Raw genomic sequence first — 21,316 nt, 5'->3', positions numbered from 1 at the left:
TAAGCTGGCGCTAAGATTGGGTGTGTATGATGTATATTAGAATCTGGTAACTACATAAGCCGGATCGGCTAAAGGCATAAACATTACTCCCGTTGGATATCCATATAAGGCTCCACTCTGTCAGAAATTGAATGAAACACAAAGGAGATTTTACACTTATGAATCGAAAACGAATGTTGGTCATCTGTACACTGTTGCTAGCGTTGTCTATTGGGCAGTCTTCTACTTGGGGAAGTCGGGCTAATGCTGCTACACTGGCTCCAGAGAGAGCCCCTCAGGTACAGGATAATGAAGCTTCCAAGGATGATGAACTGTTGAAAACATTGGGCGCATCCTCGGATGAGCAATTATATGAAGCGTTGTATAACGGTCAAACCTTGGCTGATATTGCACACACCAATAATCAGGACGTCCAGGCTGTTGTTGATTTACAGGTAGCTCAGTTAACGGAGCAGTTGGATCAACGACTGGCCAATAAGAGCATTACGCCTGAGCAATACCAAGCCCATAAGGCAGAATTGACACAGGTCGTTGCTAAAAGTGTGTTCGGGCTGTAAGCAGTGACACGACAGAATGTGAAAAAGGCGCTGAACCCATGGGGGCCAGCGCCTTTTGCCTTGTCTATATTTTGTTTTAAATTACACTTGATATACTCGGATCAAGTTAGTGGTGCCCGCCTCAGCTACAGGAACACCTGCTGACAGGACTACAGTATCGCCTTTATGGATATATCCTGCATTCAGGGCGTTACGGATGGAGGATTCGAACATTTCATCCGTTGTTGCTACTTTATCCCCCTTGATCGGGAATACGCCGGATAACAGGCAGATTTTAGCGAATACCGTATTATTCGGAGTAACCGCAATAATAGGTGCCTTCGGACGATATTTGGATACCATACGTGCCGTGAATCCGCTGGCAGTCGACGTAATAATCGCTTTCGCATCCAGCTCCAGGGACGAACTCACTGCTCCCTGACTAATCACTTCCGTAATGTTGGTGCTTTGACGTGCTCTGCGCTTATCGAACTGCTCCTGATAATCGAATTGCGATTCTGCTCTGGCAGCTACAGCGGCCATGGTCCGTACAGACTCGACAGGGTATTTACCCGCAGCTGATTCGCCCGACAGCATAACAACATCGGCTCCTTGCATAACGGCATTAAACACGTCACTAACTTCGGCTCTCGTCGGACGCGGGTTCACCTGCATGGATTCCAGCATGTGGGTAGCTACGATAACGGGCTTGCCGACCAGATTACACTTGTCGATCATTTCTTTTTGCATTACAGGCACATCTTGAATCGGCACTTCGACACCCAGATCGCCACGGGCTACCATAATGCCATCGGAAGCTTCGATAATATCATCCAGGTTTTCCATGCCTTCAGCATTTTCAATTTTGGAATAAATTTGTACATGCTCAGCATGATGTCCCTTCAAAATCTCACGAATTTCACGGATATCGTCGCCTTTACGCACAAAAGAAGCCGCAATAAGCTCAACACGCTGCTCCACCCCAAATTGGATGTGCTTCACATCTCGCTCCGTCACGCCTGGAAGGGTCGTATGAATCCCTGGCAGGTTTACACCTTTTCTCGGCTTCAAGATACCGCCGCTTACAATATTACAAATCATTTCCGTACCTTCGATGGAGGTTACAGTCAGATCAACCAAACCGTCGTCAATAAGAATGCGGTCGCCTGGTTTGATGTCCTTCGGCATATCCGGGTAATTCACTGAAATACGATGCTCGTCCCCTAAAATCTCTTCTGTGGTCAGAATGAGCTGGCTACCTGGTTTCAGCAAACAAGATGCCTCTCTCAGCTTGCCAATCCGTATTTCCGGTCCTTTAATATCCATCATGACAGGTATAAAGGTATTCATTTCCTTCGCAGCCTGACGCACATTTTCAATACGTTTAACGTGATCTTCCAGCTCCCCGTGAGCCATATTCAAGCGGGCTACAGTCATACCAGCCTGGATCATTTCTTTTAACAAATGAATGGAGTCACAGGCAGGTCCCATAGTACAAATAATTTTCGTTTTAAGCATAGTAATGTCATCCTCCTGAATGTCTTTACTGTATGGTTTTCTATTCCACTTTGCTTCTCTATCTACATTAAACTTATATAGCTCTATTCTACCTGTACCCGTGCACCAAGACTATGAACTATAGTATGATGAATGTACTACAGTATAACGAAAGTTGAAGACATCGGGGAGTGAGTTTCGTGATTACATTGATGGATATACGGCAGGATAACGGTGTGGACTGGTATGAAAAGGCTGGTGCAAATAGCGACAACGATGACTTACTGTTCATTTTGGTCACCTTTGGCAAATGTGTATATTGGGTGAACGATTGCAAATTCATTCTCGGTAAGGGTGAAACACTGCTTTTACCCGGTCATCTGGATTACTATGGCAAGAGCATTCCTACGCTTTTTCATACCAAGTATGTGATACATTGCCGCAAAACATGTACGAACAGCACACTTCCCATATTGAATACTGACAAGCCGTTGTTGATCAAACCTGGATGCTACGATATGCTGCGTGAACGGATCAAATCGATGTACTATCAATGGACTGAACACCCAAGCTACTACACCATGATGGCTGACTGTCTGCTGACCGAGGCAATGATATATATGAATCAGGAATGGGACAAAGGCGCCATTTCCTGCGATCGAGAGCGACATGTGGAACATATGAAACAGTATATCCAGAATCACTACCGTGAAAAGGTAACCAAGGAGGAGCTTGGTGACGCCATCCGTAAAACCCCCAATTATGCCGCGACACTGCTGCGTGAGGTAACACGCCAAACGATCAGCGAGCATGTACATACACAACGTATTAAAACCGCCATTTACATGCTGACCGAGTCCCGGCTAACGATTCGTGAAATTTCGGAGTATGTGGGATATAGTGATGTTTCCTATTTTCATCGAATCTTCAAACGGTTGACTGGCTGCTCGCCGTCCGAATTTCTGGATGAACGTTCCTCAATCGTTTAGTTTGATGACCTGGAGCGGATTTCATAGTTCAGGATTTTTGCAAAATCCTTAGTTAATAAAAATGGTCGCTCCACCTGAAACCCTGCTCTAGCAGTCCTTTTTGATTAGGGACCAAGAGCGTTCCATATAGAACGACCATCATATTTATAATTACGCGTATAAATCTGCGTGTATTCGCATTACTTGGGTGGTGTTAATTGGAGGAACCCGCTGTTTTGACCTCTTCCAACATCTTATCGTTATAGCCAAACATCCAGGTCAGGACAAACGCTACAACCATAGCAGCCAAGTTCGCCAAAATGTAAAGCGGAAGCTGATGATTCATGTAGAGCAACGTGCCTGGAATGACCGTAACTGCCATACCTGTAGCCGCCAAATGGAAGACCGAAGCGATAAAACCGCCAACCGCACCACCGATGAGGCCCATGACAAAAGGCTTCATATATCTCAGGTTGACCCCGAAAATAGCCGGCTCCGTAATCCCCAGAAAAGCAGACAACGAGGAAGGAAGTGCCAACGCTTTCAGCTTGCTATTCTTCGTTTTCAGCCCAACCGCCAGACAGGCAGCACCTTGAGCAGCCATAGCGCAGGTAATGATGGCGTTAAAGGCATTTACGCCGTTCTTTTCAAGCAATTGAATCTCCAAGAAATTAAATATATGATGCACACCTGTAACGACGATAATCTGATGCAAGAAACCGATGACAATCCCTGCAATACCGAAAGGCAAATCCAGCACAAACGTTGTTCCGTGCAGCACCCATTCTTCGAGTGAATGGAAAATCGGACCGATGGCAAACAATCCCAAAGTGATCATGATCAACAGTGTTAAAAACGGTGTGAGAATCAGATCTAGCGCTTCAGGCACCCGTTTGCGCAGCGCCCGCTCCAGCTTGGCTCCGATCAAGCCCACGAAGAAAGCTGGCAGTACCGAGCCTTGATAGCCCACCACAGGAATGAAACCGAACATCGTCAACGGGTGGGCTGAGCCGTCCGCAACACTATAAGCGTTGGGCAAGGCCGGGTTTACCAGCATCAGACCGAGAACGATACCCAGCACTGGACTACCACCAAATACTCTAAAGGCTGACCATGCGACTAACGCTGGCAGAAAAGCAAAGGCCGTATCCGTTAATACTTGTGTGTATAATAGAAAATTGGGTGAAATGTCCTGTGGCGTCATGCCGAGTAGAGCGAGAATTTGTGGCTGAGTGAGCAAGCCACGTAGCCCCATGAACAGCCCCGTAGCAACCAGCACAGGAATAATTGGTACAAACACATCGCCAAAGGTACGAATGGAGCGTTGGAAGACGTTTCCTTCCTTTTTCGCCTGACTCTTCACCTCTTCTTTAGATGAACCGGTCACGCCAAGCTTTTCGACCTCTTCAAAAATTCGATTTACCGTACCTGTACCAAAAATAATCTGATATTGCCCGGAATTGAAGAAAGCACCCTTGACCTTGTCGATCTCCTCAACTTTTTTCTGATCAATCTTCTCCTTGTCATGCACCATAATCCGCAAGCGCGTCGCACAATGAGCAAAAGATGCAATATTTTCTTGCCCACCGATTGCCTGGATCACTTCTTTAGCTATTTCTCTGTTTTCCGCCATGATGTTCATCCTCTCGTTCATTCCGTTATGTTTGATGATTAACGAACCACTTGATGTTTTAGCCTACTCATGTAAAATCCCATTTTACCGCCTGGAAGAGAGCCTCTCCCTTGTCGGCAAAAAAGCGTATTTCGTCACTCTCTGGATGCGGAAAAATACGACTGGTGAACACCTCTTCCCCATCATTGACGAAAATCTCAACTGAAGACGTATCTACAAACAAATGTAGTTTGATATGATCTTTATCCCATGAACACTGCCGTACCTCACCATACGAAGTGGCTACAGGCTCACCTGATTGCGAACGGTCCAATACAAGTTTGCGGCTGACGGCATTATATTTAATCACCGTTTTCTCAGTCTCACTCGCACGGAATTCAATACCAAACACCTTAGCGCTCAAAAGATCTACCTCACAGATCAGCTCATAGGCCGTACCTGTAAATCCTTCATAGGTTTTGCTCTCTGAGAATAACGTGTCAGCTACCCGATCCTCACGATTTCTACGCAGCGTAGTCAGCTCAGGGATCGGCCGCTGCAAGAGTTTGCCCTCATGAAGCGTAAGCTCCCTTGGTAATGTCAGGCAATGAGCCCATCCGTTCGGATCTGTGGGATATTCGATATCCGGCAGACCCATCCATGCCACCATAATACGCCGCCCCTGTGGGTCAATCATCGTCTGTGGTGCATAGAAGTCAAAGCCTCTATCGAGCTCGTGGAATGCACCGTGCTCCAGTCTTCTTGTTCCGGTATCCAACGGCTTGCCGATTACATAGCCCGATTGATAAATATTGTGATTTTCATCCCCAGAAGGCTCCAAGCCCTGAGGAGAAAAGATCAAGACTCCCGCTTCGTTCAGTTCAAAATAATCTGGACATTCCCACATGTAGCCAAACGACTTCAGGCCTGTGCACAATTCTCCCTCAAACTCCCACGTATGAAGGTCGGTTGATCGGTAGAGGACGGCGCAGCCTGTTAAATTCGTTCTCTGGGCACCAATCACACAGTAAAAGCTATCGCCGTCTTTCCATAGCTTGGGATCACGAAAATGGTCTGTATACCCTTCTGGCACATTGGAAATAACGGGGTGCTCCCATTTAGTAATGTGACCGTTCTCGTCCATAACAGCCATGCATTGATAAGGATGTCTGATCCAGTCTTCATCTCGTGCATTTCCCGTATACAGCATATATAACTTGCCCTCATGCTCCAGTGCGCTGCCCGAATAAGCCCCATGCGAATCAAAATAATCCCCAGGTGCGATACCAATGCCCGCACTATTCCATGTGACCAAATCTTTGGATTTCAGGTGATACCAGTATTTCATCCCATGATCCGTTCCGAGCGGAAACCACTGATAAAATAAGTGGTATTCACCTTGGTAATATGAAAAGCCATTGGGGTCATTGAGCAAACCTGTCGGTGGCTGGATATGAAACGCCTGCCGCCAGTGACATTGCTCCACTTTCTCCTCCAAGCTGGCTATTTCACCGGGCTCTGCCTGCTCGATCATTCGATACTTTTGTTCTCTTGTCATTTTCATAGGTGTACCTCATTTTTATTAAAACTTTCACTTCAGGAACCGGTTCCAAATCAATGAAAAAAAATATCGGAACCGGTTCCCATGCGATTAAAAAAATATACTCATCCATGGATTTGCAACCGATTCCATTTGTGCCCGAATGCTATGGAACCGGTTTCGTAGAAATTATAATCCACTTGTTCAGCGTTTGTCAACGCTTTCTCTTTCGATAAGAGAATAATTCATGACCGTCACTTTTTCTACCGATTTATGTTCTACCAGCCGCATAATATTTTGCGCTGCTACACGTCCAGCCTCCATATACGGATATTGAACGGTTGTCAGGGCAGGGTGAATGACCTCCGTAATATCGTATCCCCCAAAGCCAGTTACCGACAAATCCGACGGGATGACAATCCCTCTGGAATAAGCAGCATTGATTACGCCCAGCGCGATATTATCCGTAGCACACACCATTAACGATGGCTTGAAATTGTCCAAAATGGCGGATGCAGCAATCCGTGCATCGGACATTTTAAATCCGGTCTCATAGTATCTGATATCATATCCTGCTGCTCGCATCGCATCGTCCGTATGAGACTCAGCAGGCAATGCATCGCAAACAGCCTGCCTAAAGCCCTCCTTGCGCTGGACACCGACGGCAACATCCTTTTCAGTAACACCAACGTAGGCAATTTCGCGGTGCCCCTGTGACAAAACGTACGTGCCGATATCATATCCTGCACGATAGTCATCATGGATAAGGCTATGAAGCTGCTCGTGTTGCTGGCCCACCAGCAACACCGGAATACCAATGTCACGAATCGCGGTCAGATGGTCGTCTGTAATTTGAGCAGCCAGCAAAATGATACCCGAAATCTTTTGTCTTCCCAGCTCATAAATGGCTTCGATTTCACGCTGTACATCCTGACTCGTATTAGAGATCAGCATCTGATAATGCTGAGAACGCAGCTCCTCATCAATCCCCATCAGCGTATGGGATGTCGCAAAAGAATCCAGACGCGGCACAACGGTGCCGATAATGTTGGTCCGCTTCGCCTTAAGACTCTGGGCAAAGGCATTGGGCACATACCCCGTGGCTTTAACCACTTTTTCAATTTTACGTTTCGTATCCAAGCTGACAGACCCGCCGTTCAAAAAACGGGATACCGTGCTCTTGGATACACCAGCCATTTGGGCTATATCTGCAATCGTCTTATTCATGAAGTCCCCCGGAGATTTTTCATATTCACAAGCTTCCAAAACGTCTCTTTTCATATAACCCTATAATACCATATGGCGGGATTGGATTGCTGTAGCTCCAGACCCATCATGCACAAAACGCCGTCCCTTCAGTGAAGAAGGAAACGGCGTCTCATGATGAACGTAATTTTAAAAATCAAAGTTATCCGGATCTGGACCTACCCGAAGATCGGCATTTAACGCCTGAATTCGATCCATATCCTCGCGCGTCAGTTCGAAGTCAAAAATGTCGGCATTTTCGACGATCCGATGCGCCTTAGTGGACTTGGGAATGGTGACAACTCCCTGCTGCACATCCCAGCGTAAAATCACTTGCGCCACCGATTTGCCGTACTTGGTCGCTATGTCTTGCAGTACCGGATGATCGAGCAATTGGCCTTGCATTAACGGAGACCAGGCTTCCATTTGAATGTCGTTCTTTTGGCAGAATTGCAACAGCTCGGCTTGGGTTAATTGTGGATGGAACTCCACCTGATTGATCATTGGCTTGATTTCAGCATCCTTCATGAGATCTTCCAAATGATGAATCTGGAAGTTGCTGACTCCAATGGCCTTAATCCGTCCTTCTTTATACAAGGATTCCAACGCTCTCCAAGCTTCTTTATACTTTCCTTGAACTGGCCAATGAATCAGATATAGATCCAGATATTCCAGACCCAGCTTGTCCAGACTGGCTTCATAAGCTGCTCGTGTCTCTTCATAGCCTAAATCTGCATTCCACACTTTGGACGTGACGAACAATTCTTCTCTGGACAGATTATTTTCCTGAAGGGCTTCCTGAATAGCCTGCCCTACACTGCCTTCATTCGCATAGATTGCAGCTGTATCTATACTGCGGTAGCCATGCTTTACAGCAGCCTTTATAGCATCGACCAGCTCCGAACCTTCTTCCACTTTAAATACCCCGATGCCAAACCAAGGCATGTGAACTCCGTTGTTTAACAATGTTGTGCTTTGTAAGTTTTGTGTCATTTTGTATCTTCCTCTCTATTTTTTAAAAGCTTTAGCCTGTAATGGGGGTTGTATCCCTTTTTTCGAGCATACGACTCCAGCCTGTGAGCAAAACCGCAACGAAAACCATAATGCTCCCGATCCAGGCCGTATGAATGAGACCGAGTGAATCCGTTACAATCCCGCCTACATAAGCTCCGATTGCTATCCCTGCGTTGAAAGCTGCAATATTAACAGCAGAGGCGACATCGACAGCTTTGGGTGCAAACCGTTCGGCTAACATGACGACATATACCTGTAGCCCGGGCACGTTCATAAACGCAAGCAATCCCATAAAGAAGATCGTAATCAGTCCTGCCGTTTTAAAAGGTGCCGTGAACAACAGGAGAAACAGGATTACTGCTTGAATCAGAAACATGTAAAACAAAGCTGAAAGCGGCTTGCGGTTTGCTGCTTTTCCGCCAATAACATTCCCGATGGCAATCGCAATTCCATACAGCAAAAGTATAAACGTTACCGTACTTTGCTGAAATCCGGTTATGTCGTGAAGTAATGGAGATAAATAAGTAAATACCACAAATGTGCCTCCATACCCCAAAGCTGTAATGATAAATGCGAGTAGCAAGCGACCATTGGTAACCAGTTTGACCTGCTCGCGGAAAGGAGTCTTGTTCCCTTTGCGCAGCGTAGATGGCAGCAGAATCAGATTGGCGATGAGTGCCACTACACCGACGACCACAATCGCCATAAATGCTGCCCGCCAACCCCATTGCTGCCCAATGTAGGTACCCAAAGGTACGCCTGTAACCGTGGCTACGGTCAACCCGGAGAACATAATGGAAATCGCACTCGCTCGCCGATCATCCGGCACAAGATCGGCCGCGATGGTGGAACCGATGGACATGAACACCCCATGAGCGAACGCCGAGATCACACGTGCAATCAGCAGCAAGGCAATTCCGCTAGAGACCGCAGCGAGGCTGTTGCCTGCAATAAATATAATCATGATCCACAGCAGCAACGTTTTACGGGGAACACTTGATGTTAATGAGGTCAAGACAGGTGCCCCGATGGTGACCCCTAATGCATACAGCGTTACAGTTAGTGCAGACATCGTTACAGATATGTGCAAGTCTTCAGCGATCAGGGGAAGCAGTCCCACGCTGATGAACTCAGTTGTCCCAATCGCAAAGGCGCTTACGGCTAAAGCCAGTAATGGCCAGATGCTTCGTTTTGATTCTGGCGACATGTTTTTCACTCCTATCTATAGAAATCTTCGACCAGCAGATGTTATTATGAGTTATTCAAGCAAATATGAACAGTACGTACTTTTTAGTGATATAGGTACTAAAAAGTACCCTAAATAAAGTTCTTTTTAATTAAAACAGGCTGTTAAGGTATGTATAACAGAAGCGATACACATGGGGGGATCGGCATTGGGGAAGAAAAAATATAATATCTCTGTTGAGGCGACGTTAGAGGTGATCGGGGGGAAATGGAAATGCGTCATTCTGTGTCATTTGACACATGGAAAGATGCGAACAAGCGAATTAAAACGGATGATGCCTTCCATAACACAAAAAATGCTGACTCAGCAGCTTCGTGAATTAGAGGAAGACGGCATTGTCAATCGGATTAGCTATAATCAGGTTCCACCCAAGGTGGAGTACGAGCTTAGTGAATATGGATGTAGTCTGAAAGGCATTTTAGATTCTCTTTGTGCTTGGGGAGAAAGACATATTATTAAAGAATACGGGGATAAATCTGCGGTTTTGGAAGATAACATTCTGAATAATTTGTAAAGCCAAAAAGAGCGCCTGCAATACATCAGCAGGCGCTTTCTCTCTCCGAATTCCAAGGGTTACGAATTGGACTTCATTTTAATTTGTGAAATCAATGACCATGCGTCCTTGGATTTTGCCCTGCTCCATCTCCTCGAAGATCTCATTAATGTCTTCGAGCGGACGTTTTTGTACAAGAGGGACAACTTTACCTTCTGCAGCGAACTGGAACGCTTCTTTAAGGTCTTCACGTGTGCCGACCAAGGAGCCAATAACTTGAATGCCGTCCAGAACCAGACGTGGAATGTCCAGATCCATCTTATCGGTTGGGAGACCTACAGCTACGACACGCGCGCCGGCCTTCACAACGTCGATGGCCTGGTTGAAAGGTGTTTTGGCAACAGCAGTAACCACGGTTGCATCCAGACCAGCACCGTTTGTTAACTCCTTAGCTCGAGCGACCGGATCTTCTTTCATGCTGTTAACGATATAGTCAGCACCAATTTGTTTGGCCAGTTCTAGTTTTTCATCACTGATGTCAAAGGCTACAACTTTAGCATTGAATACATTTTTGGCGTATTGCACAGCCAGGTTACCCAAGCCACCAATGCCGAAGATACCGATCCATTGTCCTGGTTTGACTTCACTTACTTTAACTGCTTTATATGTGGTAACCCCTGCGCAAGTTACACTACTTGCAGCGGCAGGATCAAGACTATCTGGTACTTTGACCGCGTAGTCAGCTGTGACAATACATTGCTCTGCCATTGCACCGTCTACCGTATATCCGGCATTTTTAACTTCACGACACAGCGTTTCCCGCCCGGTTAGGCAATATTCGCAGTGACCGCAGCTTTGGAACATCCAGGCAATACTTACGCGATCACCAATCTTAAGACTGGTTACTCCTTCACCTAATTCAATAACTTTCCCAATACCTTCATGCCCCAGAACTCTGCCTGTGACATCACCGAAATCTGCATTTTTCACATGTAAATCTGTGTGGCAAACTCCACAGTATTCGACTTGGACTAACGCTTCTCCATGCTTCAGGGAGCGTAAAGGTTTCTCTTCTACACTGACTTTCTTGTCTTTTGTAACAATTGCTGCTTTCATGTAGATCTCTCCTTTAAATAGATATGGAATTATTTTGTAATACACACTCCATTATTATAGTAATTTTTGCCCGAAAAGGACAAATATAAATCTAACTTAAAACTATTTAATCCAAAAACGCTTCTTTCTAAGTCCTTGGACCCTTGTAGGAACTTTGTACAATAATTTACAATGTAAAAAGTTTCACATACTCTATTTGGAAGAAGGATAAAGAAACATGAAAAAAAACTGGAAAGGTTGCCTGTTCAGCATATTTTCCATTATCTTGGTTGTGTCGGTAACAGGATGCAATTCACAGTCCGCCATTTCTAGTACCACCAGCACTTCATCCTCATCAGCTACCAACGCTCATGCAGTCGTTCAGAAAGGCCCACACTGGTCCTATGAAGGAGATCAGGGACCGGAGCATTGGGGAGAGCTGGAAAAAGATTTTGTTGCTTGTGGTAATGGCCACGAACAATCTCCTGTCAATATAGAGCATACCCATTTGGAAGCATCGCAAACGCAGCAACCGCTGCAAGTTCATTACACTAATACGAAAGCATCCATTTTGAATAATGGGCACACTGTGCAAATCAATGTTGCCGATGCCAGCAATAGCATCATGCTGGACGGTACTAAATTTACTTTAAAGCAGTTTCATTTTCATCACCCGAGCGAACACCAAATAGATGGTAAAAATGCTGAAATGGAGCTTCATTTTGTCCATCAAAGCGGCAACGGAAGCACAGCTGTCTTAGGGGTTCTTATCCAAAGCGGCAAAGAAAACAAGGCTTTCAACCGCATTTGGTCCAAACTACCAAAGGATAATTCCCAAGAAGCGGCGGCTCTAGATGAAGAAATAAATCTCGCTACGCTGCTGCCAAAAGACCTGCACTCCGTTCGCTACAACGGATCGCTGACTACCCCGCCATGCACAGAACATGTACATTGGACAGTGCTGGAACAGCCTATTGAAATGTCTGCAGACCAAATCAACCAGTTTGCTGCCATTTTCCCCGATAACCATCGTCCTGTACAACAACTGGGAACCCGGGAACTGACTGCCGATAAATAATAAAATAAAGTGCCGTAAGATGTAAGGTGCACTCTATATATAAATACAACCCAAAAGCCCCCTCTATTCATCTAGTTAGAGGGGGCTTTTGGGTATTAAATTTACTGCTCATTACAAGCGCACCAGTTCCTCCACCTTCACTGGCTGACCTGTACGCATAGAACGGTTGGCGGCGATGCCTGTTAAAATGGACCATGCACCGTCGATATGTGAGGCCGCACGATGAAACCGATCCTCTGCCGGCTTATCAAAAATATCACGCAGCATAACTGGATCTCCTCCGCCATGACCACCCTGGCCTTCCTCCACTTCGACCTCATAAGGTGCTGCAAAGTGGGGATAGATGGTGATGGTCTTCTCTTTTAGCGCACCCTCATCTGCCTTGCTGCCACCGGAATTAACATAGGATTGCTCGGATACCCGAACCTCCATCCGTCCCTTCGTGCCGTTAAATACGATGATAAAGCCCTCCCAAGGCATGTAAGCATTCAGCGAATAGTTCATCACCGTCTTGTTCTGATACTTCACCATGACACTCAGCGTATCTTCAATGCTGATATTGTCGCCAAATACACTTTGATCCCGCACATAGCCATCCTCATGCTCAGCGTCCAGGTACATGCTTTTTAGATGCTCGTTACGGTCCAGGTGTAGCGCAAAGGGGTCATTTTCCGCTGCCTTGCTGCCGTAAGCCCGTTGATAAAACTCCGTCACGCCACGCTGCTCCGCATTTTCCCGGCCGTAAAATTTCAGATCTCCCATCGCATACACCGTCTCCGGTTTCGAGCCAAGCCAGAAGTTCATCAGATCAAAATGATGCGTCGATTTATGCACCAGCAGACCGCCGCTATTGCGCTTGTCCCGGTGCCACCGACGGAAATAATCCGCGCCATGCTGTGTATTCAGCAGCCATTCGAAATTGACTGACAGCACCTCTCCGAGCGTTCCGTCCATGATCAGCTCACGGATTTTCGTATTATGCGGCGCATAGCGGTAGTTAAAGGTGACGCGCAGCTTCCGTCCCGTGCGGTCTATGGCATCCAAAATGTCTTGGCATTTATCTTCATCCACCGTCATCGGCTTCTCAGAAATGACATCACAGCCCAGCTCCATCGCCCGGATAATATACCGATGATGCACCCGGTCAATGGTCGTGACAATGACGATATCCGGCTGCGTCTCCGCGATCATCCGATCAAACTCGTGAGCTTTATAGGTCGGAATCGGCTCATGCTCGTATTTCTCCTGCAGCAGCCGATTGGCATAATCCATTCTCGTCTGATTGACGTCACAGAACGCGATCAGCTCCGAGGTATCTTTGAAAACGGTAACAACTTCACCGTAAAAAAATTCGGCTCTTCCTCCGGTACCCACAAGTGCATATTTGATTTTAGCCAATTGGTTCACACCCTTTACATGAATTGCTTTTATTTTATAGTATAAGAAAGAGCAAAATCTTCGCTTTTATTATGATTTTTCCCGTAAAGTATACATATATTATCCTCATGCATTCTTTCATTAAAGGAGACTATCGATATGATCGCTACACCCCGTTTTGCCATCGAGCAAGCGTTGCGGAAGGTGCCATTCAGCATGTCCGCCGACCATGTCCACCAAGCGCACGAAATCTATTATTTGCTGGCAGGAGAGCGCTACTATTACATTAATCAGCGGGTATATGCGCTCCAGAAAGGCGATCTGATTTGGATTAGCAAACATGATTTTCACCGTACGAGTAACAAGGGTAGCGGTAGCCATGAACGGATTTTGATTAACTTTGATGAAGAATTTGCAGCCTCGTCAATGACCGTCTCTCCCTCCAGCGATCAGAATCAGCTTCTTCTGCCAGAAAAAAGCTTTCTGCTTCGCCCCTCCGCGGAAGAACAATGCGAGCTGGAGCATCTATTCCGGCAAATGCTAGATGAATACCACCAAGAACATGCCTACCGCCAGCTATATCTCCAGAGCTTGCTACTCCAGCTCCTTATCCGCATCCGGCGCATACAATCGGCCACTGCCGATATCATTGCACCGGAACGTAGCGAAAAGCAGCAGCGCGTGTACTCGGTCATCGCATACCTGCATGCCCATTATGACGAGAGCCTGTCGCTAGATCAGCTGGCTGAGCATTTTTATATTAGCAGCACGTATTTATGCCGTATTTTCAAGCAGACAACAGGTTTTACCTTAGTAGAATATCTTCAGGATGTGCGGGTCCAGCAGGCTCGGGTGTATTTAAGAGAAACGAGCTGGAAAGTGACTTCCATTGCTGAAAAAACGGGTTTTGACAGCATCGCTCACTTTGGTCGTGTATTCAAGCACCTTACTGGGCACACCCCACTACAGTACCGAAAAAAAAAGGAGTAGAGAGATGCCCCTACCCCTTAATTCCCGTCAAGGTGATGCCTTCAATAATTTGCTTTTGGGCAATGATGTAGACGATTAGCACCGGGACGACAGAAATGGTGGTACCCGCCATCATCAGTGACCAATCGGCGGTATATAACCCTTTGAAATTGTTAAGTAAAAGCGGAACCGTGAATTTCTCCGGTGTATTGAGATAGATAAGCGGATCAAGAAAGCTGTTCCAGGCACCCAAAAAGGTGAAAATTCCTATCGCCGCCAATGCCGGACGAATGAGTGGCAGAATGACGCTCCAGTAAATACGAATGTAGCCCGCCCCATCCATTACCGCCGCTTCCTCTAGATCGCGTGGGATACCCATGACGAACTGGCGGAGCAGAAACACTGCGAATGCATTAAACAAGGCTCCAGGTACGATCAGCGACCAATGTGTATCCAGCCAACCGATGCGATCCATCACCAAATATAACGGAATCATCGTCACCTGCTTGGGCACCATCATCGTAGCGAGGAACAAGATAAACAGTATATTCGAGCCCGGAAATCGGATTTTAGCAAAAGCATACGCCGCCATAGACGCGCTAATCAGTGTCGCTGTCACGATGATCATCGTAATGTAAAAGCTGTTCATATACGCCTGCACGAAGGGCATTGCCTCCAGCGATGCCGGATAGTTGCTCCATACGAACGGATCAGGAATCCATTGAGGTGGGACGACGAAAATTTGAGAAATATCCTTCAGGGAACTGAGAACAGTCCACAGGAATGGAAAAAACATGACTAAAGAGCCGACAGCGAGCAGCACATGGCGCAGGAACACCCTGCCTCTGGAACTAATCTCCATAGTGCACCCACCTCTTTTGCATTTTAAATTGCAGCAGTGTAAATACGAGAATGATCACGAACAAAATCATTGCTGCCGCAGCACTTTCTCCCATCGTGAAGTCAATGAACGCCTGATCGTAAATGTGGTACACCAGCGTATAGCTTGCTTTGGCTGGCCCTCCATTCGTCATGACAAACGCCTGATCGAACACCTGAAAAGAACTGATGACCATCATGATGGTCACAAAAAAGGTCGTCGGTGACAACAGCGGCAATGTAATATACCTTAGCTGCTGGAACTTGCTGGCCCCGTCAATTTCGGCTGCCTCGTAATAGCTTTTGGAGATACCCTGGAGTCCTGCTAGAAAAATGACCATATTATATCCCAGGCCCAGCCATATACTCAAAAGAGCAATCGACGGAATCACCCACTGCGTATCGGTAAGCCACATCGGGCCTGTAATCCCAATCGCTCGCAGCAGATGGTTTAAAATGCCAAATTCGCCGTTCAGTATCCACATCCAGATGACGCCAACCGATACCGTACTGGTTACGACAGGCATGAAAAAGAACAAGCGATAAATTTCCTTGCCCTTCACTTTGTTGAGCACGATGGCTACGAGCAGAGCCAATATAATCCCCGCCGGGATGACCAGCACCATATAGTACATCGTATTCATGAGTGCCTTCCAAAAATCAGGATCAGATAATTGGCCCTTGAAATTGTCCAAGCCGACAAACAAGGGGACGCCAAATCCATCCCAGTTTACAAAGCTTAAGTAAAGCGCATATAGCAACGGCAACAGCGAAAAACATAACAGACCCAAAAACTGGGGGCCAATGAATAGATAGCCCCACAGCGCTTGATGCTTTTTCTGCATCTTGTCACCTTCCTCCCCGGTCACGGCCCATCCCGTGCCTACTTGACCGCCTTGGATATGATCTGATTCAACTTTTCAATGGTTGCCGCAGCATCCTGCTTGCCCAGGAACATCAGGTCGATGGTTTCCGTGATATCCGAGTTCAGCCCTGGCACCTGAGCATCATAGGCCAGTGCAGATCCATGAGCATGCCCTATGTTACGTCCCTCAGTCAAATAGCTTGAATGCTCAATTGTCGCCTTTTTCATAATGCTCTTATCTGCGGCAGCAAGCGTACCCATGGCATTCCCACCTTCAACCAGCCGGGCCTCCTGCCCCTTCACAGAGACGTAGAAAGCTGCCAACTTCATGGCCTCTTGCACATGCGGACTATTTTTGTTTACAGCTACATAGGCAACCGGAATGGCGACGGGCTCATTCTTACCGGTATTGGATGGCCAGTAGATATAATCGAAGTCGAGGCTTTTATTTTGACTAAACAAGGGCTCCAGCCATCTTCCCGCCGCCAGCATGCCGACTTGATTGGACATGAACATCGCGTCAGCCCCTTGCCCTTTGGGAAGCGAGCCGAGATATACCGCATTCCCCTTTTTTACCATATTGTACATAAAACTGAAGGCTTCCTTGCCCTTTTCATTGTGGTCCAGCACATATTTGCCTTGTTCATCAAAGATCTGACCGCCATTCGACCACACCCATGAATACCAGTGAGCCCACCAGTTTTCCGCAATATAACCCTGCTTTCCGGCTGCCTTCAGCTTGGATGTAACCTCCTCAAAAGCATCCCAGTTCCACTTGCCTTCGTCATAGTATTCTTGCGGCGTCTTCACGCCTGCTTCCTTAAATACCTTTTTGTTGTAATACATGACCATCGGGTTGGAGTCGGGAGTGACCCCATAGATTTCCCCAGCACGCTTTGCCGGTCCCCACAATCCTTCCGGAAAATCCTCAGCCTTCACATCACTCGCATCACTTTTTAAAAACTCACCCAAAGGCTGTACCTGCTTCGCCCCGATCAAACGCGCAATCGTCGATTCATACGAATAAAACACATCCGGTCCGCGACTTCCCTGAAGCTGTGTCAACAGCTTTTGCTCATATTGGTCTCCCGGTACAGGCACCAGCTTAACCTCGATATTTGGGTTTTCCTTTTCAAATGCATCCAGCGCCCGCTGATACACCTTCACCTCCGCAGGATTACCCCAAGCCTGCATCGTAAGTCGCACTTTTTGCCCTTCTGTGTTCTCTATTTTGGGAGATGTACTGCATGCCGCTGCAAGTAAAAACAGAACGCTGAGGAAAAATCCAATCTTTATCCAGCTCATGTAATTGTCCACCTTAACCGCCTCCTGTAGCTTCGCATGGTTGTATGTCATCCTTTTTTGAAGCGCTTACAAAACTTTCCCTATCATCATATGTAGGAGGGGGAGACACGATATCCCCATTTTCATTTTTATATAAATTTTTTTCTTTTGGGGGGCTCTGATATGACACCAACCAAGAGAAAGTAAAGACTCCACAACAAAAAAAAGAAGGATGCAGATCACCTGCTTCCTTCTTTCGTATTCCTTGAGCTATAATTCAACTTTCTAAATCTTTATTAGCATCTTTTCAAAAATATTATAGCCGTTCGTTTCGCCTATATACGTATAACCGCATTGTCTGTAAAACTCGCTAAGCTTGTCATTTCCCGCAATACAGTCTAAACGGATTCGATCCTTGCCTGTGAAGTGGATGCCTTGTTCAATCCATTGCATCAGCTCACGGCCTAGCCCCTTCCCGGTGCTATCGCGATCCACAACCAAACGATGCAGATATACTGAGGTTCCTCCCTCAGAATCCGTTTCGTCTAGTCCCCACAACTTACGGTCCCATGCACTGGGCTGCTGCTGCAAGATCACTGCGCCTGCCAGGCTATGATCCTCTGATGCTCGGAAAATAACCACTTCTCCGCGTGCAATAGCACCGCCTAGGTTATGATCATCTTTTCCTTTTAGTAAGCGTCCCCATTGCGTAGAGCCTTTGCTGTGCAGCCATCTGGCCGTCTTTAAAATTAACTCCTGAACCTGCTCCTGATCTTCAGTGCTTGCCTGAAAAGCCATTAATCCTGGTTTGACGGATGATTCGACAATATTCATTGATGTCATGCTGCACCTCAACTCTCACTAATTTTCCTTATGTATAAAATATAGCATAAAAAATGAGCGTCTGACTTCACTTGGTCTTCTAGTAGCTTCCCCATATCGCCCATACCCTTCACAAAATTTTAGAGGCTCTCTTTAAATAAATTTCAAATAGTTTCATAATAATTAAAAATTACATTATATTCTCTAAAAAAAGAAAATTGATTCTATAAATTGGTTGTTATATTGATTTTGAGAACTCCTACCTTATATGTACGTATTTAAACAAGGGGAGGAAATTTTGATGGGTGCTATCGAAGATTACCGACGCGAGCTTTATAGAATCGCTTGGAGAATGCAGTATCATACAAAACGCAATCGGAAACGTGAAATTTCTTTAGAATCCAAGCCTAATCTCTTTCAAACCTCTTTTTCGGAAGAGTCTGATAACAAAATAATGATGCAATCATATATTAATAGACTAAGGTCTGAGGTAGGCAAAAAGGTCATCTATGAAATTTACATAAACGATAAAACGGAGGGCCAAGTTGCCAAGGAACTACATATTACACAACAGGCGGTGAACAAATGGAAAAAGAAGGCGCTTCACGATTTATGTCAGATGATGAGTTTATGAAATTAGTAGAACTTGCCCAAAACAAATCCGATGTAGAGGCTATGAATGCAATTTTTCAATATTTCGATCCAGATATTAAACGATTAAGCAAATTTATCCGTATGCCAAAAGAGGATGCCATCCAGAGTATGAAAACCGAACTTCTTGAATTCATCATGAAAAATAATGAGTCCTTGGCGATAAGCTGCTTCCGGTTACTCTACCGGAGGCAGCTTATTTAGCTTTTGCTGTGGTTGAGATCGGTTATAAAATAAATCCAACACACTCCTCAACTCTTCTTTTTCCTTGCCCATATTTCGGATATTATATCGGATAAACCAGCGGGGTATTCCAATATATATTCTAAGGGGCTCAGAAGGGGAATTTCTTTATCCAGAAAAAAATGCATGTTCAGGTTGTGTAGTTACAGCCGCCAACTCCTACATATGTGTGGGGGATAATCGGAGCAAAGCACATGAATAAGAGAAGATTCATGTCTTCGTAATTTTCACGATTTGGTTGTAATTCACAGCCTTAAATCACCTACATAAGTGAGAGGGAATTGAAGACTGATATCAAATAAATGTGGAGCCATTTAGATGTCAGCGACTCCATCAATTCCTCACAAAAAATCAGGAGGTTGATATATTATGGCAAGATCACGAGAGTATGCAGCAACAGTAACGGCAAGTCCGTATCAATTACTAAAAATGAGTGAAGCACAACGTGTCGCATTAGAGAGCGGGAATTTCAGAGGTGGTTCTGCCAACACAGCTGCAATCGTAGCAGGGCTGACAGGAATAACAGCTACGGTTCTGGGGCTGGTCTTCGTTGCAAGTACACCAGTAGGGGTAGCAATGGGAATTGCTTCCCTCGCCTCTACGCTATTTGCCTCAGGCACGGGTTCGACAGCCGAAAATGTCATTAGCGACGGTATTGCGGGCATTGATAAAATCAACACTCAAATTGCCCTTTACGGTGGAAGATACGATCTTTATCAGATTAAATTCCCGTTCCTTGAGTACACTCTACAAGACGGTACCGTTATCCGTTTTATTTCGGGTAATGGCGTTGTGCAAAAAGCACACTCCGGAAATGGATGGGAAGTTTTCTAAGACTGATTCCTAAATAACTGAGAAAAAGGTCGGTTGAGTTTGACAACCGACCTTTTTTCATACAAACTAACTACTCCTTCTGGAAAAGTTTATCGATTGATTTTTTGAACGAGTGGTAGTCGAATTCGTTTGTTATCATATATTCCTGCCTATATTTTTTTTCCTGATCAAAGATAGATACTAACTTATTATTCTTAAATGTAATTTCATACTTCAATGTTGAATCCTGATTGCTTTTCGGGCGGATGATAATAGTATAGTAAAAAGGAACTTTATCCCCGTTATTCATTCCGTTTGTTTTTTTAAGCTCAATGCCAGATAATTTATCCAATACTGCTTTAACTCCACTCTTTTCCATCACATGCACGTTATAATCGACTGGTTCATTAGTAATTTTAGTGTGCGTTCTTATAATCTGAAGATAGACATTATCCATATCGACCTGATCCAACACAGCTTTTTGAATAGAGGTATTTAAATTCAAAAAATAATAAGTGCCATAAATGCCCCATGCTAGTACTAAAACAATAACAACTGCAATCTTAATAGTTCGATTCTTCATCAATTCACTTCCTTATTTTTTAGTATGATCTCTTTAAAAGTACAGCCACTGTAAATGAGGAAATAGGATTCTCCGATTAGAAAAAGCAACTTATGCATCCATGTTTCTTGTGACATAAATAAAAATAGGATAATTCCCAATGAGATCATAACCATAATCACCTCTACAATCGTATCGGTTACATTACTGGTCCTATGCTTATTTTGGTATTTTTCGTACAACGTCCGACCGATCAAACGGATGGCGTATATACCCATCAACCAATCATAAATATAATGGGGCGGATTATTATATACAATTCGCACTGTTAGGGTAGCCAAGAAAATTATCAAAATAAGAAAAATTGGATTCTTTAGCACGTTTTCCCCTCTCACTGTATTTACAATTATTATACAATAACTACATACATATTCCATACTCTGGTATTTAGATTGTCTAGGTTTTTTGGGGCTTGTTTTACGATGGGACTGTACCTGGACACATCTATGACTATTACTAAATTACTA

The 21,316-nt window shown here is 45.3% G+C and carries 21 protein-coding genes; 8 read left to right on the top strand and 13 right to left on the bottom strand.

Annotated elements, in window-relative coordinates:
* The first annotated feature begins 158 nt into the window (after window positions 1-158).
* Window positions 159-557: a hypothetical protein gene (locus C1T21_RS12205; protein WP_103048447.1), complete on the top strand. Its 399-nt coding sequence runs from the start codon at window positions 159-161 to the stop codon at window positions 555-557.
* An 81-nt stretch (window positions 558-638) separates the two neighbouring features.
* Here C1T21_RS12205 and pyk read toward each other — a convergent pair whose 3' ends face one another.
* Window positions 639-2,054 carry a pyruvate kinase gene (gene pyk, locus C1T21_RS12200; protein ID WP_013308352.1) on the bottom strand — a complete coding sequence of 472 codons (1,416 nt, stop codon included), beginning with the start codon at window positions 2,052-2,054 and terminating at the stop codon, window positions 639-641.
* Window positions 2,055-2,233: 179 nt separating this feature from the next.
* Between pyk and C1T21_RS12195 the strand changes: the two genes are divergently transcribed.
* The gene (locus C1T21_RS12195; RefSeq protein WP_103048446.1) at window positions 2,234-3,022 is read left to right on the top strand and encodes a helix-turn-helix domain-containing protein; all 789 of its coding nucleotides are present in this window, start codon (window positions 2,234-2,236) and stop codon (window positions 3,020-3,022) included.
* 193 nt (window positions 3,023-3,215) lie between these two features.
* Here the strand turns inward: C1T21_RS12195 and C1T21_RS12190 are convergent, their stop codons facing one another.
* The 5 genes from C1T21_RS12190 to C1T21_RS12170 all read right to left on the bottom strand — a co-directional run bounded on the left by C1T21_RS12190 (window position 3,216) and on the right by C1T21_RS12170 (window position 9,619).
* Complete coding sequence (locus tag C1T21_RS12190; protein ID WP_013308350.1) at window positions 3,216-4,634, bottom strand: sucrose-specific PTS transporter subunit IIBC; 1,419 nt, start codon at window positions 4,632-4,634, stop codon at window positions 3,216-3,218.
* Window positions 4,635-4,701: 67 nt separating this feature from the next.
* A complete protein-coding gene (locus tag C1T21_RS12185; protein ID WP_103048445.1) occupies window positions 4,702-6,177 on the bottom strand; it encodes a glycoside hydrolase family 32 protein in 1,476 nt (491 codons plus the stop codon).
* Between the two features lie 180 nt (window positions 6,178-6,357).
* Window positions 6,358-7,380, bottom strand: a complete 1,023-nt coding sequence (locus C1T21_RS12180; RefSeq protein WP_103048444.1) for a LacI family DNA-binding transcriptional regulator — start codon at window positions 7,378-7,380, stop codon at window positions 6,358-6,360.
* Between the two features lie 168 nt (window positions 7,381-7,548).
* The gene (locus C1T21_RS12175) at window positions 7,549-8,391 is read right to left on the bottom strand and encodes an aldo/keto reductase (RefSeq protein ID WP_103048443.1); all 843 of its coding nucleotides are present in this window, start codon (window positions 8,389-8,391) and stop codon (window positions 7,549-7,551) included.
* A gap of 31 nt (window positions 8,392-8,422) precedes the next feature.
* The gene (locus tag C1T21_RS12170) at window positions 8,423-9,619 is read right to left on the bottom strand and encodes an MFS transporter (RefSeq protein ID WP_061830747.1); all 1,197 of its coding nucleotides are present in this window, start codon (window positions 9,617-9,619) and stop codon (window positions 8,423-8,425) included.
* 187 nt (window positions 9,620-9,806) lie between these two features.
* On the opposite strand from C1T21_RS12170, the gene C1T21_RS12165 reads away from it, so the two are divergent.
* Window positions 9,807-10,172 (top strand): winged helix-turn-helix transcriptional regulator, encoded by a 366-nt coding sequence (locus C1T21_RS12165; protein WP_069292048.1) that lies wholly within the window; start codon window positions 9,807-9,809, stop codon window positions 10,170-10,172.
* Between the two features lie 78 nt (window positions 10,173-10,250).
* Here the strand turns inward: C1T21_RS12165 and adhP are convergent, their stop codons facing one another.
* Window positions 10,251-11,267: an alcohol dehydrogenase AdhP gene (adhP, locus tag C1T21_RS12160; protein ID WP_061830749.1), complete on the bottom strand. Its 1,017-nt coding sequence runs from the start codon at window positions 11,265-11,267 to the stop codon at window positions 10,251-10,253.
* A gap of 217 nt (window positions 11,268-11,484) precedes the next feature.
* Between adhP and C1T21_RS12155 the strand changes: the two genes are divergently transcribed.
* The gene (locus C1T21_RS12155; protein WP_103048442.1) at window positions 11,485-12,324 is read left to right on the top strand and encodes a carbonic anhydrase; all 840 of its coding nucleotides are present in this window, start codon (window positions 11,485-11,487) and stop codon (window positions 12,322-12,324) included.
* Window positions 12,325-12,435: 111 nt separating this feature from the next.
* Here the strand turns inward: C1T21_RS12155 and C1T21_RS12150 are convergent, their stop codons facing one another.
* Window positions 12,436-13,722: a Gfo/Idh/MocA family protein gene (locus C1T21_RS12150; RefSeq protein WP_061830753.1), complete on the bottom strand. Its 1,287-nt coding sequence runs from the start codon at window positions 13,720-13,722 to the stop codon at window positions 12,436-12,438.
* Window positions 13,723-13,860: 138 nt separating this feature from the next.
* Between C1T21_RS12150 and C1T21_RS12145 the strand changes: the two genes are divergently transcribed.
* Window positions 13,861-14,691 (top strand): helix-turn-helix transcriptional regulator, encoded by an 831-nt coding sequence (locus tag C1T21_RS12145; protein WP_103048441.1) that lies wholly within the window; start codon window positions 13,861-13,863, stop codon window positions 14,689-14,691.
* A gap of 10 nt (window positions 14,692-14,701) precedes the next feature.
* Here the strand turns inward: C1T21_RS12145 and C1T21_RS12140 are convergent, their stop codons facing one another.
* The 4 genes from C1T21_RS12140 to C1T21_RS12125 form a co-directional block, all read right to left on the bottom strand.
* Complete coding sequence (locus C1T21_RS12140; protein WP_103048440.1) at window positions 14,702-15,532, bottom strand: carbohydrate ABC transporter permease; 831 nt, start codon at window positions 15,530-15,532, stop codon at window positions 14,702-14,704.
* Window positions 15,522-16,394, bottom strand: a complete 873-nt coding sequence (locus C1T21_RS12135; protein WP_103048439.1) for a carbohydrate ABC transporter permease — start codon at window positions 16,392-16,394, stop codon at window positions 15,522-15,524. The genes C1T21_RS12140 and C1T21_RS12135 overlap by 11 nt, the downstream gene beginning before the upstream one ends.
* 38 nt (window positions 16,395-16,432) lie before the next feature.
* Window positions 16,433-17,731 (bottom strand): ABC transporter substrate-binding protein, encoded by a 1,299-nt coding sequence (locus tag C1T21_RS12130; protein ID WP_103048438.1) that lies wholly within the window; start codon window positions 17,729-17,731, stop codon window positions 16,433-16,435.
* A gap of 252 nt (window positions 17,732-17,983) precedes the next feature.
* Window positions 17,984-18,541 (bottom strand): GNAT family N-acetyltransferase, encoded by a 558-nt coding sequence (locus tag C1T21_RS12125; protein WP_103048437.1) that lies wholly within the window; start codon window positions 18,539-18,541, stop codon window positions 17,984-17,986.
* Between the two features lie 280 nt (window positions 18,542-18,821).
* On the opposite strand from C1T21_RS12125, the gene C1T21_RS12120 reads away from it, so the two are divergent.
* The 3 genes from C1T21_RS12120 to C1T21_RS12110 all read left to right on the top strand — a co-directional run bounded on the left by C1T21_RS12120 (window position 18,822) and on the right by C1T21_RS12110 (window position 20,248).
* Window positions 18,822-19,154: a hypothetical protein gene (locus C1T21_RS12120; protein WP_039275274.1), complete on the top strand. Its 333-nt coding sequence runs from the start codon at window positions 18,822-18,824 to the stop codon at window positions 19,152-19,154.
* Window positions 19,106-19,375: a helix-turn-helix domain-containing protein gene (locus C1T21_RS12115; RefSeq protein ID WP_258012439.1), complete on the top strand. Its 270-nt coding sequence runs from the start codon at window positions 19,106-19,108 to the stop codon at window positions 19,373-19,375. The genes C1T21_RS12120 and C1T21_RS12115 overlap by 49 nt, the downstream gene beginning before the upstream one ends.
* Window positions 19,376-19,783: 408 nt before the next feature.
* Window positions 19,784-20,248: a hypothetical protein gene (locus C1T21_RS12110; RefSeq protein WP_103048435.1), complete on the top strand. Its 465-nt coding sequence runs from the start codon at window positions 19,784-19,786 to the stop codon at window positions 20,246-20,248.
* Window positions 20,249-20,318: 70 nt separating this feature from the next.
* On the opposite strand, the gene C1T21_RS12105 is transcribed toward C1T21_RS12110, so the two are convergent.
* Window positions 20,319-20,810 (bottom strand): hypothetical protein, encoded by a 492-nt coding sequence (locus tag C1T21_RS12105; protein WP_103048434.1) that lies wholly within the window; start codon window positions 20,808-20,810, stop codon window positions 20,319-20,321.
* Window positions 20,811-21,316 lie beyond the last annotated feature (506 nt).

Origin of the sequence: Paenibacillus sp. F4 (genome assembly GCF_002894905.1) — a bacterium.
Lineage (GTDB): Bacteria > Bacillota > Bacilli > Paenibacillales > Paenibacillaceae > Paenibacillus > Paenibacillus polymyxa_B.
This window is presented reverse-complemented; position numbering and strand designations above follow the sequence as displayed.

Coding starts and splice junctions, on each gene's coding strand:
- pyk (WP_013308352.1), bottom strand. CDS start 2,054: ATGCTTAAAACGAAAATTATTTGTACTATGGGACCTGCCTGTGACTCC.
- C1T21_RS12135 (WP_103048439.1), bottom strand. CDS start 16,394: ATGCAGAAAAAGCATCAAGCGCTGTGGGGCTATCTATTCATTGGCCCC.
- C1T21_RS12125 (WP_103048437.1), bottom strand. CDS start 18,541: ATGACATCAATGAATATTGTCGAATCATCCGTCAAACCAGGATTAATG.
- C1T21_RS12120 (WP_039275274.1), top strand. CDS start 18,822: ATGGGTGCTATCGAAGATTACCGACGCGAGCTTTATAGAATCGCTTGG.
- C1T21_RS12175 (WP_103048443.1), bottom strand. CDS start 8,391: ATGACACAAAACTTACAAAGCACAACATTGTTAAACAACGGAGTTCAC.
- C1T21_RS12170 (WP_061830747.1), bottom strand. CDS start 9,619: ATGTCGCCAGAATCAAAACGAAGCATCTGGCCATTACTGGCTTTAGCC.
- C1T21_RS12105 (WP_103048434.1), bottom strand. CDS start 20,810: ATGAAGAATCGAACTATTAAGATTGCAGTTGTTATTGTTTTAGTACTA.
- C1T21_RS12110 (WP_103048435.1), top strand. CDS start 19,784: ATGGCAAGATCACGAGAGTATGCAGCAACAGTAACGGCAAGTCCGTAT.
- C1T21_RS12115 (WP_258012439.1), top strand. CDS start 19,106: ATGGAAAAAGAAGGCGCTTCACGATTTATGTCAGATGATGAGTTTATG.
- C1T21_RS12140 (WP_103048440.1), bottom strand. CDS start 15,532: ATGGAGATTAGTTCCAGAGGCAGGGTGTTCCTGCGCCATGTGCTGCTC.
- C1T21_RS12155 (WP_103048442.1), top strand. CDS start 11,485: ATGAAAAAAAACTGGAAAGGTTGCCTGTTCAGCATATTTTCCATTATC.
- C1T21_RS12180 (WP_103048444.1), bottom strand. CDS start 7,380: ATGAATAAGACGATTGCAGATATAGCCCAAATGGCTGGTGTATCCAAG.
- C1T21_RS12185 (WP_103048445.1), bottom strand. CDS start 6,177: ATGAAAATGACAAGAGAACAAAAGTATCGAATGATCGAGCAGGCAGAG.
- C1T21_RS12145 (WP_103048441.1), top strand. CDS start 13,861: ATGATCGCTACACCCCGTTTTGCCATCGAGCAAGCGTTGCGGAAGGTG.
- C1T21_RS12205 (WP_103048447.1), top strand. CDS start 159: ATGAATCGAAAACGAATGTTGGTCATCTGTACACTGTTGCTAGCGTTG.
- adhP (WP_061830749.1), bottom strand. CDS start 11,267: ATGAAAGCAGCAATTGTTACAAAAGACAAGAAAGTCAGTGTAGAAGAG.
- C1T21_RS12190 (WP_013308350.1), bottom strand. CDS start 4,634: ATGGCGGAAAACAGAGAAATAGCTAAAGAAGTGATCCAGGCAATCGGT.